The 12,602-nt window shown below is 37.4% G+C and carries 11 protein-coding genes and 1 tRNA gene; 5 read left to right on the top strand and 7 right to left on the bottom strand.

The annotated features are described in order from the left end of the window. Nucleotides 1-154: 154 nt before the first annotated feature. The 4 genes from tsf to ahpC all read right to left on the bottom strand — a co-directional run bounded on the left by tsf (nt 155) and on the right by ahpC (nt 4,452). Nucleotides 155-1,195, bottom strand: coding sequence for a translation elongation factor Ts (tsf, locus tag ACVRZD_RS08975; RefSeq protein ID WP_037626570.1), 1,041 nt, complete (start codon nt 1,193-1,195; stop codon nt 155-157). Nucleotides 1,196-1,317: 122 nt separating this feature from the next. Next, nucleotides 1,318-2,085, bottom strand: coding sequence for a 30S ribosomal protein S2 (gene rpsB / locus ACVRZD_RS08970; RefSeq protein ID WP_037626569.1), 768 nt, complete (start codon nt 2,083-2,085; stop codon nt 1,318-1,320). A 232-nt stretch (nt 2,086-2,317) separates the two neighbouring features. Then, complete coding sequence (ahpF, locus tag ACVRZD_RS08965) at nt 2,318-3,853, bottom strand: alkyl hydroperoxide reductase subunit F (protein WP_037626567.1); 1,536 nt, start codon at nt 3,851-3,853, stop codon at nt 2,318-2,320. Between the two features lie 38 nt (nt 3,854-3,891). Next, on the bottom strand, nt 3,892-4,452 hold the full coding sequence (ahpC, locus tag ACVRZD_RS08960) for an alkyl hydroperoxide reductase subunit C (protein ID WP_037626566.1): 561 nt from the start codon (nt 4,450-4,452) through the stop codon (nt 3,892-3,894). 286 nt (nt 4,453-4,738) lie between these two features. Between ahpC and ACVRZD_RS08955 the strand changes: the two genes are divergently transcribed. Continuing rightward, nucleotides 4,739-4,809 (top strand) — tRNA-Cys (locus ACVRZD_RS08955). 681 nt (nt 4,810-5,490) lie between these two features. On the opposite strand, the gene ACVRZD_RS08950 is transcribed toward ACVRZD_RS08955, so the two are convergent. From ACVRZD_RS08950 to ACVRZD_RS08940, 3 genes are all read right to left on the bottom strand, one after another. Then, nucleotides 5,491-5,625, bottom strand: a complete 135-nt coding sequence (locus ACVRZD_RS08950; RefSeq protein ID WP_268987895.1) for an alpha/beta hydrolase — start codon at nt 5,623-5,625, stop codon at nt 5,491-5,493. A gap of 530 nt (nt 5,626-6,155) precedes the next feature. After that, entirely contained in the window at nt 6,156-8,228 is a 2,073-nt protein-coding gene (locus tag ACVRZD_RS08945; protein ID WP_037626565.1) for a cation:proton antiporter, read from the bottom strand. Between the two features lies 1 nt (nt 8,229). After that, nucleotides 8,230-8,502: a hypothetical protein gene (locus ACVRZD_RS08940; RefSeq protein WP_447450445.1), complete on the bottom strand. Its 273-nt coding sequence runs from the start codon at nt 8,500-8,502 to the stop codon at nt 8,230-8,232. Between the two features lie 313 nt (nt 8,503-8,815). Here ACVRZD_RS08940 and ACVRZD_RS08935 point away from each other — a divergent pair, with 313 nt between their 5' ends. The 4 genes from ACVRZD_RS08935 (at nt 8,816) to groES (ending at nt 12,580) form a co-directional block, all read left to right on the top strand. Beyond that, on the top strand, nt 8,816-9,016 hold the full coding sequence (locus ACVRZD_RS08935; protein WP_003104168.1) for a cold-shock protein: 201 nt from the start codon (nt 8,816-8,818) through the stop codon (nt 9,014-9,016). A 169-nt stretch (nt 9,017-9,185) separates the two neighbouring features. Then, complete coding sequence (locus tag ACVRZD_RS08930; RefSeq protein WP_037626563.1) at nt 9,186-9,653, top strand: CtsR family transcriptional regulator; 468 nt, start codon at nt 9,186-9,188, stop codon at nt 9,651-9,653. Next, nucleotides 9,646-12,090 carry an ATP-dependent Clp protease ATP-binding subunit gene (locus tag ACVRZD_RS08925; RefSeq protein ID WP_447450444.1) on the top strand — a complete coding sequence of 815 codons (2,445 nt, stop codon included), beginning with the start codon at nt 9,646-9,648 and terminating at the stop codon, nt 12,088-12,090. The genes ACVRZD_RS08930 and ACVRZD_RS08925 overlap by 8 nt, the downstream gene beginning before the upstream one ends. A 202-nt stretch (nt 12,091-12,292) precedes the next feature. Beyond that, on the top strand, nt 12,293-12,580 hold the full coding sequence (gene groES / locus ACVRZD_RS08920; protein WP_037626561.1) for a co-chaperone GroES: 288 nt from the start codon (nt 12,293-12,295) through the stop codon (nt 12,578-12,580). Nucleotides 12,581-12,602 lie beyond the last annotated feature (22 nt).

The following is a 12,602-nucleotide window of genomic DNA, read 5'->3' as shown; positions in this document are numbered from 1 at the left end:
TTAAAATGATGGCATGAAGGCCTTTTTATTTTGGCTTAAATAGCATAATTTATCAGATTTTAGAGAAATTAAGACTAGACAAGAAAAAACAAACTAGCAACTTCACTAGTTTGTCTTCGTTCTGAAATACCCTTGAAAAAGGGTATTTCAGATTTTATTTGTTAAGGGCAGCAGCCATTGTAGCAGCAACTTCTGATTCGAAGTCATTTGCTTTTTTCTCGATACCTTCACCAACTTCAAAACGTGCAAATGAAATTGCTTTAGCGTTTACTGAGTCAAGGTAAGCTTCAACAGTTTTGCTGTCGTCCATGATGTAAACTTGTGCTAGAAGTGTGTATGCTTGGTCAACTTTTGTGTTGTCAAGCATGAAACGATCCATTTTACCTGGAATGATTTTATCCCAGATTTTTTCAGGTTTACCTTCAGCAGCTAATTCAGCTTTGATATCTTCTTCAGCTTTTGCAATTACTTCATCTGATAATTGAGCTTTTGATCCATAAGTTAAGAATGGAAGTGGTGCTTTGTCAACCATTGCACGTGATTCGTTATCGAGTTCAATAGCATGGTTAAGTTGTGCTAATTCATCATGTACGAATTGAGGGTCAAGTTCTGTATATGAAAGAACAGTTGGTTTCATTGCTGCAACGTGCATTGCCACTTGTTTAGCAAGTGCTTCATCGCTACCTTCGATAACTGTGATAACTCCAATACGGCCACCATTATGTTGGTATGCACCGAAATGTTGTGTATCTGTTTTTTCAACCAATGCAAAACGACGGAATGAGATTTTTTCACCGATAGTAGCAGTTGCGTTAACATAAGCATTAGCTAATGTTTCACCAGAAGGCATTGTTAATTCAAGTGCTTCTTCGTTGTTAGCAGGCTTACCTTCAGCAATAACTTTAGCAGTTTCGTTAACTAATTCAACGAATTGAGCATTTTTAGCAACAAAGTCTGTTTCAGCGTTAACTTCAACAACTGCAGCTACGTTACCGTTAACATAAACACCAGTTAAACCTTCAGCAGCAACACGGTCAGCTTTTTTAGCTGCCTTTGCCATACCTTTTTCACGAAGCAATTCAACTGCTTTCTCCATGTCCCCATCAGTTTCAACAAGTGCTTTTTTAGCGTCCATAACGCCAGCACCAGATTTTTCACGCAATTCTTTTACAAGTTTAGCTGTAATTTCTGCCATTAGTAGAATCCTCCAATAAATAATTTATTTTCAATTTTAAAAAAACGGGACAGAGCGGTTTGCTTTCTGCCCCGTTTGGTTTTTCGATTGTCAAAGACTAATCAATTAAAATCTCAAGCTAATTAAGCGTTATCGCCTTCAACAACTTCAACGATTTCTTCGATTGAATCTGCTTTAGCTTCAGTTTCAAAATTAACGTCTGCATCTTCACCTTGACGGCCTTCAATAACAGCGTCAGCTAATTTAGCTGTGATTAATTTAACAGCGCGGATAGCGTCATCGTTAGCTGGGATGATAACATCGATATCATCTGGATCTGCGTTAGTATCAACCATAGCTACAACTGGAATACCAAGTTTTTTAGCTTCTTTAACAGCGATTTGTTCTTTATGTGGGTCAACAACGTACATAACGTCTGGAATACGAGGCATATCTTCGATACCACCTAGGAATTTTTCAAGACGAGCGCGTTGTTTGTTAAGAAGTGCAACTTCTTTTTTAGGAAGAACATCAAAAGTTCCTTCTTCTTCCATACGTTTGATTTCTTTCAAACGAGCGATACGTTTTTGGATTGTTCCCCAGTTAGTAAGAGTTCCACCCAACCAACGGTGGTTGATGAAGTATTGACCTGCACGAGTTGCTTCATCAGCAACTGCTTCAGCAGCTTGTTTTTTAGTACCAACGAACAAGATAACAGCATCGTTTGCTGCAGCATCACGAACGAATTCGTAAGCTTGGTCAGCTAATTTAACAGTTTGTTGTAAGTCGATAACGTGGATACCGTTACGTTCTGTAAAGATGTATTTAGCCATCTTAGGGTTCCAGCGACGAGTTTGGTGACCAAAGTGAACACCAGCTTCAAGTAGTTGTTTCATTGAAATTACTGCCATGAGTAGTTTCTCCTTTATAATGTTTTTTCCTCTCTTAAACTTCAGCTTGCAAACTAACCTAAAAAGGCAACAAGTTAACAATTGGTTATAAGATGAGTATTTGTCGCACACACGACAAGACCATTCTATCAAAAATATTCTGATTAAGCAAGTAAATCTCTCTTGATGAACAAGAAAAAAGGGGTTTTTAGTATACCAATTAGGACACCCTAAAAACAACCTTTTGTTTTCTTTATTGACGGATTAAGTAGTCAAATGCTCCAATCGCAGCAGTTGCCCCTGAACCCATTGAAATGATAATTTGCTTATATATAGAATCTGTACAATCACCAGCTGCAAAGATACCTGGAATATTTGTTGCTCCGTGACCGTCCACGATGATTTCGCCACGGTCTGTTAAAGCAATTCCACTTTCTTTTAGCCACTGTGTATTTGGGACTAAGCCAATTTGTACAAAGACGCCTTCTAAATCAATATGTTTTTCTTCTTGTGTTAAGCGATCAGTGTAATTTATACCTGTAACGTGATCTTGTCCAACAATATCCTTAGTTGCTGCGTTGGTAATAATCGTCATGTTATCAGTTTTAGCCGCTCTATCTTGTAGAACTTGATCAGCTTTAACTTCTGGAAGAAATTCTAGAACGGTTACATGTTTACAGATGCCGGCTAGGTCTATTGCGGCTTCCATACCAGAATTACCACCACCAATAACGGCAACGTCTTTTCCTTCAAAGAGAGGTCCATCACAGTGTGGGCAATATGTAACACCTTTATTCCGGAATTCATTTTCACCGGGAACATTAATGTTACGCCATTTAGCTCCTAGAGCTAGGATAGCAGTTTTAGTTTTTAAAACGGCTCCATTAGCAAGACTGACTTCAATTAAGTCGTCTTTTTTCTCAATAGCGGTAGCTAATTGTGCCTTAATAATATCTACTTTGTACGACTTAGTATGTTCTTCAATCTGAGCCATTAATTTAGGGCCTTCAGTATAAAGTGTACCAATCATGTTTTCGATACCAACAGTTTCCATTACCTGACCACCAAATGTTTCAGCTAATAATCCTGTTTTAAGACCTTTACGCGCTGCATAAATGGCAGAGCTGTTACCAGCAGGACCGCCACCAACAACGAGAACATCATAAACTCCTTTGTTAGAAAAATCTTCTGATGTTTGTGGACCGGCAACTTTTTCGAGTAGTTGCTCAATCGTTGTTCGTCCAGATGAGAAAACTTGGTCATCTAAGTAAACTGTTGGAACAGCCATGATACCTTTTTCTTTTACCTCATCTTGGAACATGCCGCCTTCAATCATCGTATGACTGATATTTGGATTAAGTACAGCCATGATATTGAATGCTTGGACAACGTCTGGACAATTATGACAAGTTAAACTAACATAGGTTTCAAAATGTAACTTTTGGTCAACAGATTTGATACGGTCAACTAAATCGGGATCCACTTTTGGTGGACGTCCAGAAACTTGCAAAAGAGCTAAGACAAATGATGTGAATTCATGACCTAAGGGGATACCTGCAAATTCTACACCGCTGTTTTTCCCTTTTTGTGCAATTTTGAAACTTGGCTGTCTAGTCAACGATAGACTTTCAATGCTGATACGATCAGACATTGTTGCTATCTCATCTAGAAATTCTTTAACTTTTAAAGAATTATCATCATCACCAAGGTTAGCCTGAAAAACAATATCAGATTCTAAAAGTTCTAGGTATTGGTTTAACTGGTCCTTGATGTCTTGAGTAAGAGCCATAGCTACCTCCTTCTACTTCTTTCCGTTGTAAGAAAAGTTTAGATTTTACCAACAAGGTCTAAACTTGGAGTAAGCGTTTCTGCGCCTTCTTTCCATTTAGCAGGACAAACTTCACCTGGATGTTTACGAACATATTGAGCAGCATGGATTTTATCAATCAATGAGCTTGCATCACGTCCGATACCATCGGCGTTAATTTCCATCATTTGGATGACGCCATCTGGATCGATAATGAATGTTCCACGTTGTGCTAACCCATTATCATCTAAAACATCAAAAGCTTGTGAAATTTTATGAGAAGGATCACCAATCATAGTATATTCAATTGTACCAACCACATCAGAATCATCATGCCAAGCTTTATGGACAAAGTGAGTATCCGTAGATACTGAGTACACCTCAACTCCTAAAGATTGAAGTGTTGCATATTGTTCTTGTAAATCACCGAGTTCTGTTGGGCATACAAATGAGAAATCTGCAGGGTAGAAGCAAAATACTGCCCATTTACCTTTAACATCCTCGCTAGTTACAGTGATAAACTCACCGTTGTGATAAGCGTCGGCTGAAAATTCAGCCATTTCTTTTCCAACTAAAGACATAAGATTGTCCTCCTTCATTTTAATACCTGTATTATAGGAAATGAGTGGATAAATGTCCAATGAAAACGCTTGAAAAACTATAAAAATCGTCAGACAATTCACTAGAAATGATATAGTTATTAAATTAGAATTATTCTAATAAGTGACAATGAAGCCTTTTATACACCTAACAATTCTCAGAGAAATTATATTTGTTAGAAAAAAGTTTTTTAGAAATGGTATGATTTAGAAACAGAAAAATAAGCTTGACCTTTACCATATTTTAAGGTAAAATTATTACTGTTGTGGCGGTATAGCCAAGTGGTAAGGCACGGCTCTGCAAAAGCTTGATCGTCGGTTCAAATCCGTCTACCGCCTTTTTTTATGTCATTAGACATGATAGAACAGTTTAAAAACCTTGAGAAATCAAGGTTTTTTTATTTTTGTCTACTGATAAAAGCGGGTAAAAAAAGATATTAAGTCGGTCAAAGTTTCCAATATAACTTTTATGGCTTGGTTATTCTTTTCTTCAAGATTGCCTAGTTGGTGAGCGTATACTTTTAGTGTGATTAAATCAATACCTTTGAAATTAAGAAATGAGGCTATTATTCAGAGTTTTTGTGTATTGAACAAGAAGGCTGAGTCGTTACATCCATTTTATGTCACAATTTGAATTTCTTATTATAAGCAACATTGTATAACTCTTCCCAACATACATATCACAATCGCATATCTAACTTGCTATTTATGTTTAAGGATTTTATAATAGTGGTGGAAACAACTGTCAGAAATAGTGGTTAGATATGTTGCAAAAACAGGAGTAAAAAGGAATGCGACACTAATTGCTGGGCAATTGGCTATTTGAGGGAAGTCTTTTCTGTATTTTTCAGCTTATGCATATTAAGGACACAAAAAATTTCTTTTCATTTTGTTTTGGTGGTTTCTAAGTACCTTGAATCAAAAATTAAATAAAAATTGCGTCTGAGACCTATTGCCACAGACGCTTTTATGATGTCAGGTTAGTGACTCTAACCACCTCTTAGTAGCTTCTAGGTTGGCTTAGGTGATTTGGTGGCTCTTCACCCAATAGGTCGTTACATCAGCATTTCGGTCTCCAAAGAGCTTTACGACATGCTGGCTTTCTGCTAGTGGAACAATCGGATCCTCATTTTCCATAGAAATAAAGACTTGCATTTGATGGCACTCATGTATCCACTTGTTTAAATAGACTTTCTTCTTGCAACAATAAATTGATAGCCATGTTTGCGCCATTAGAAAAGTCAATGAGAAGCAGATTATCTAGGTTAAAACTTTTTTCCTTGCTTTGGGTGATATTGAATTCTGTTAGGCTTTGCCCTCGCATCTCAAGGTCATCCAGATCAAACTGCCCTTACGCTTTTCGTTCGAAGAAATGCAGAGTCACCATTCTACGAAACGTCACCGCGAAGTGAAAGATGAGATAGTTAGCAATTAAGAGCAGATCCTTCTCAACGCCGTCCGTTCCATTCTAATGGTTGTCGAATCAATCAAGAAAATTCCAGTCAGCTTTAGCTCACTATCATTGTAGGCTAGGTCTTTGGCTGCTTGATTGACAGCCTCTAGGTTATGGCCAGAGACACTATGAATGATAACTTTGCTACGCTTAAGGCTATTGATAGCTATATGTTACCACTAATTAGTGACAAATAAATAAGTGTGCTCGCAAAAAAAGAAGTAACCTTGAGTTACTTCAATTGATGTCTGTAATTTATAATATCGTAGACAAAATTTGGTGAATTGTCACGAAGTGAATAGCTTTCTAGTTCATTAACTTCATCGCGGAGTTGTTGGGCTTCTTTAGCGGTTACGAGCCCTTGTAACTCAAACTCGTGAATAGTTTGTCTTTCTAAGTAGTAGCCATGGATGCGCTCACCACTTGAATCTGGGATAAAATTGGCGATAACCCGTTCGACAAATAGACCTGATTTTATTAATTCAGCACTTTGTATACGTTGGTTCTGTAAGAAGTTAACAAGTGATGAATTATAAAAACCTTCTAAGTCTTCTAATGAGTCTAGGATAAGTTCGGTATTAACTAAATACATTTCAGTCAAGTGATCACGATTTTCATCAGTTAAGCGAACCTTGCTCCGCTGAAAATTCATCAGATTTGATTTTAAATTTCCGCTCACAGACCACATTTCATGAATGACATGTCGGATAACACGAAGGAAGATGGTAATGGAGTAATTGAAACTTGAAATAAAACTTCTATTAACTTGACGTTCCATTGTTTTCAAATAGGTCTGATAAATGCGATACTCAAAAATGGAAATGTCTTTATGACGAAAAGCGTGTTCTAGGCCTTCACTCTCAATTGATAGAATCATGAGTTGTAATTCGGCTAATTCTTCTTTAACATGTTTCGGTTCCTGATCTAAAATTAAATTCTCAATACGTCGATTATAGGCATCAAGAACATAATAGAGTCCGGCTTGATTAGCTGGGGATTTTTGACTCTCAGCTTCCAATTTTCTGACGACTGTTGTTAAAATTTCAATTTTAGTGAGATAATTTTCCGAAGACCGTGCGATTGGAGCCAAGCGAGGCAATATAACAAGACCAGTTAGGAAACTGAGAAGTGTAACTGCACCAACTGTGAATAAGGTCATAGAGTTCTTGAAAGTATCAATTTGGGGTATTAATAGAATAATAGCTAAAGAGACACTACCTTTAACACCAGAAAAGGTTAGAAGATTTACAGTATGTAAATATTTTTTAAAAGGCTTATGATACTTGCGACTTCTAAAAAAGTAGTAAATAACGAGGGTTACGTACCTGAGGAAAAATAGCAGAGTAGTCAAGACAATGACAATGAAGAATAGATAGACATTGCTATAACTTGGACTGGCTAATAGGGGACCAGTAAATTGAGTTAATTCAACACCGAAGATGATAAAGACTAATCCATTGAGCATAAAATTAATCGTTTCCCAAATAATATTGGTGACCCGGTCAACTTGAGCATCAAAGAGGGTTACTTTTTTGATGCGGTTTGCTTGCATGACTCCAGCAATAACTACAGCGATGATACCTGAAACATGTAGTAGATGAGCAATGAAATAGACAACAAAAGGAAGTGTTAATTCTAACAGTAGTGCACCAGTTACATCAGCAGCATCAAATTTTTCAAGCACAGACAGAAAGATTCTGTTGAGAAGTGCAAAGAGTAATCCGATAGCTATGCCACCGATGATTGCAATTAGAAGCTTCAAACTTGCATCGGCAAGGGAAAAATAACCTGTCACTAAGGCTGTAAGTGCAAATTGAAAGGCAACAAGGGCACTAGCGTCATTCAATAAGCCTTCAGAAGTGAGGGTGCTTTTGAGTCGATTAGGAAACTGGAAGCGTTTGGCTAAGGACAAAAAAGCTACGGCATCTGTTGGTGCCAAAGCAGCTCCCATGGCGAAACATAAGGCAAGTGGCAACTCAACAGGCAACAAGGTTTTAATGCTAATTCCCATGATGATAGTGGAAATCATGACAGCAGGTAAAATGAGGTAAAGGACAAGACCACGTGATCGGATGAAACTCTTGACATCACTTTCTTGCCCCTCACGGAAGTTTAAGGGGGCAATAACGAAAGCTAGGAAGAGTTCCGGATCAATGATTAATTGCTGTCCTTTATTAAAAATGCCATACAGAATTCCAAAAAAGAGCTGAATGGCGGGAAGTGGGATTTGTGGAAAAATCCGATTAATAACGTTTGATAATATAAGAGAAAGAAGAAAGCTTATGACCAGTATAGGAATAGACATATTACAGTTTGTCCTGATCTTGCTTTATTTTGTTTTCTTGTTGAAACTCTTCTTTTAATAAAGCGATTTTTTGATCTATGCGAGTGATGTCTTGATGCTCAATAAGACGGTGACATCTTTCTTTTTCTAGGCCAATCAGTTTTTTCTTAATCTTTTTAGCTTTTTTAAGATCTTTACAAGTGAAATCTCTGCAGTTAGCAGTATCCAATTTATCGTAAAGGTATTTTTGGCGCATTTCTTGAACACGACTTACAATAGTTGACTCAGTCAGCATTTCTTCTCCTTGGGAATCAGACTCAAATTCCCTAATTTTAATATGATTGATTATTTTGGATAAAACACAGATAATCCCTTTATGACACATTTTAGCTCAGAAAATAAATTAACTCAAGGAAAAACTCTATTATATAAGAAAAGCGCTTACTATCTAATCTTTTTTTAAAAGGCTTTTAATGTTTTGCCTTGACTTTGCTATACCAGTTTGTTACACTTGACTAGTAAATTAGTTTGTGAGTTAGTATATGTGTTCCACATCATCGTTTCTCTCTATTTTTACAAAAAGTTTTATAGAAAGGAAGTAGATGATTATGGCACAAGGTACAGTTAAATGGTTTAATGCTGAAAAGGGTTTCGGTTTTATTTCAACTGAAAATGGTCAAGATGTCTTCGCACATTTCTCAGCAATCCAATCTAATGGTTTTAAATCTTTAGATGAAGGACAAAAAGTAGAATTTGATGTTGAAGAAGGTCAACGTGGCCCTCAAGCAGTAAACATCGTTAAATTGTAATTTACAATTAACCATGTATAAATGGATGAGTACCTTTTGGTACTCATTTTTTGTTAGCCCTACTAGATATTTCCATTTGCATTAACAGAGAGCATTTTGTTATAATAAAAGTCAGTTTTAGTCAAAAATCAGGAACTACTAATTAATGATGAATTAAAGGAGTGAGATTATGCCAAACAAAAACACATCAGACAGCATTGAAGAATATATCAAAGGACTTCTGGCACACTCAGGAATTGCTGAGATTAAGCGTTCATTATTGGCAGACTCTTTCCAAGTTGTTCCTAGTCAAATTAACTATGTCATTAAAACACGCTTTACAGAAAGTCGTGGTTATGAAGTAGAAAGCAAACGAGGCGGCGGTGGCTATATCCGGATTGCAAAGGTTCATTTTTCAGATAAGCATCAGTTGATTGGCTCAATGCATGCTACATTGGGGGATCGTGTGAGTCAGCAGGCTTTTACTGATACCATTCAACTATTATTTGACGAAAAACTGGTCACAGAGCGAGAAGGGAATATCATTCTTGCTATGGCAACAGATGATGTTTTGGGTGAGGATGCTTCAAGTATTCGAGCACGCATGTTGTATCGTTTGTTACGACGTATTGACAGAAAGGGAAGCATTAATGATTGAGTATTCACTAAAAATGCAAGAGATATTTAAGCAGGCACAATACCAAGCTACACGTTTTGGCAGTTCCCATTTGGAGACCTGGCATCTCTTATTAGCCATGGTAAAAGTTGAAGATTCTCTTGCCGGATTAGTTTTCAATGAATTTAATAGTAAAATTGCAGATGAAGAATATGAAGCAGCAGCTATTTTAGCTCTTGGTAAAAGCCCTCAAGATGATATTAAAGAGCTTAATCTGTTAGCTCAGTCAAAGACACTCTCTAATATTTTAAAGTTTGCTGAGATGATTAGATTGGTTACTAATGCGTCAGAAGTTGGTTCAGAACACGTTCTCTTTGCCATCTTGCTCAATCCAGACATTATGGCGGTTCGTCTGCTTGAAATGGCTGGTTATAAAATAAAAGATGACGGACAAGGACAACCCAAACTGGCCGATCTTCGAAAAGCAGTGGAAATTCATGCGGCTTACAGTAAAGAAACGATTAAGGCTATTCATGAGTTACGTAAACCTAAAAAAGCTAAAGGTGCGGGAACTTTCTCAGATATGATGAAGCCTGCTAGTACAGCTGGTGATTTGTCAGATTTTACCAGAGACTTAACAGAAATGGCAAGTCAAGGATTACTTGAACCAGTGATTGGTAGAGATAAAGAAATTACCCGCATGATTCAAGTTCTGAGTCGGAAAACCAAGAACAATCCTGTTTTAGTAGGGGATGCTGGTGTCGGTAAGACAGCTCTTGCTTATGGCTTAGCACAACGTATTGCCAATGGTTCTATTCCTTATGAACTGCAAGATATGCGTGTTTTAGAACTTGATATGATGAGTGTTGTTGCTGGAACGCGTTTCCGTGGGGATTTCGAGGAACGAATGAATCAAATCATTGATGATATTGAAAGTGATGGGAAAATCATTCTTTTTGTCGATGAACTCCATACAATTATGGGGTCAGGCAGTGGCATTGATAGTACATTAGATGCAGCTAATATTTTAAAACCTGCCTTATCACGTGGAACACTACATATGGTTGGGGCAACGACACAAGAAGAGTACCAAAAGCATATTGAAAAAGATGCCGCTTTGTCACGTCGCTTTGCTAAAGTGCTGATTGAAGAACCAAATTTGGAAGATGCCTATCAGATTTTACTGGGACTGAAAGCTTCTTATGAAAACTTCCATAACGTTACAATTTCTGACCAAGCTGTTAAAACAGCTGTTAAGGTAGCTCATCGCTATCTTACTAGCAAAAATCTCCCGGATTCTGCCATTGATTTATTAGATGAAGCTAGTGCAACTGTGCAAGGATTGGTTAAAAAAGAGCGACCTTCAATCTTATCAGCGATTGACCAAGCAATTTTGGACAAAGACTTTAAAAAGGTGTCCAAGTTACTGAAATCATCCCAGAAAAATAAAACAATAAAACCAACTCCTGTCACTGAAGACGATATCATGTCCACTCTAAGCAAACTATCCGGTATTCCAGTTGAAAAGTTGACACAGGCCGATAGCAAAAAGTACCTTAACTTGGAAAAAGAATTGCATAAGCGCGTGATCGGTCAAGAAGATGCTGTTTCAGCTATCTCAAGAGCTATTCGTCGTAACCAATCAGGTATTAGAACTGGAAGACGACCAATCGGTTCCTTTATGTTCTTAGGGCCAACGGGTGTTGGTAAAACAGAATTAGCAAAAGCTTTAGCAGAAGTCCTTTTTGATGATGAATCAGCACTAATCCGATTCGACATGTCAGAGTATATGGAAAAATTTGCGGCTAGTCGATTAAATGGGGCACCTCCTGGCTATGTCGGCTATGAAGAAGGTGGCGAACTGACAGAGAAAGTTAGAAATAAACCTTATTCTGTTCTACTATTTGACGAAGTCGAAAAAGCCCACCCAGATATCTTTAATGTTCTATTGCAGGTTTTAGACGATGGGATATTAACAGACAGTCGTGGTCGCCGCGTTGACTTCTCAAACACGATCATTATTATGACTAGTAACTTGGGAGCAACAGCTCTTCGTGATGATAAAACTGTTGGTTTTGGGGCTAAAGACTTTAGTCAAGACCACCAAGCCATGGAAAAACGCATTTTGGAAGAGTTGAAAAAATCCTACAGACCAGAATTTATTAACCGGATTGACGAGAAGGTGGTCTTCCATAGCCTCAGCAAGGAGGATATGAGACAAGTAGTCATGATTATGCTTAAACCATTGCATGATAATTTGGCGGAAAAAGGAATTAGTCTGAAAATCCAACCATCAGCCCTCAACTATCTTTCAGAGGAAGGTTATGATGTGGAAATGGGGGCAAGACCACTCCGCAGAACAATTCAAACCCACATCGAAGATAAGTTGTCAGAATTAATTCTTTCTGATGACTTGTCAAGCGGACATGAGTTGAAAATTGGCATGTCCTATGGGAAACTTAAATTTGAAATTGTATAACTAGCTAAGTTGAGATGATATTCTCAGCTTTTGTTTTTTTCTAAGATTAACAGGATTTATGTTTGAATGAGAGATGTATTTCAGGTATAAAAGGAATCTTTTTTTCTTGACTATTTTTGACCAAGTGATAAAATAAGAGAGTAAGTTAGCACTGTTATGACAAGAGTGCTAATAAATTCAGACAATAATAGGAGGCATATAAATGTTAAAACCTTTAGGAGATCGTGTGGTCGTCAAACTTGAAGAGGAAAAAGAGCAAACGGTTAGTGGCTTTGTTTTGGCAGGGGCTCATAAAGAGACTACCAGAAAAGCGACAGTTCTTGCTGTTAGCGAAACAGGGTTACGAACAATTACAGGTGAACTTGTACCACCAGCTGTTAAAGTTGGTGACATGGTATTGGTTGCAAATGATCCTGGTTTAGATGTCACAATAGATGATGAGACTGTGACAGTCATTCGTGAATCAGACATTTTAGCTATTATTGATTAATCAGTTTAATAACGATAGAAAT

This window comes from Streptococcus hongkongensis, assembly GCF_053206145.1.
Note: the sequence above shows the minus strand (reverse complement) of the source record. Positions and strands in the feature narration are given on the sequence as shown.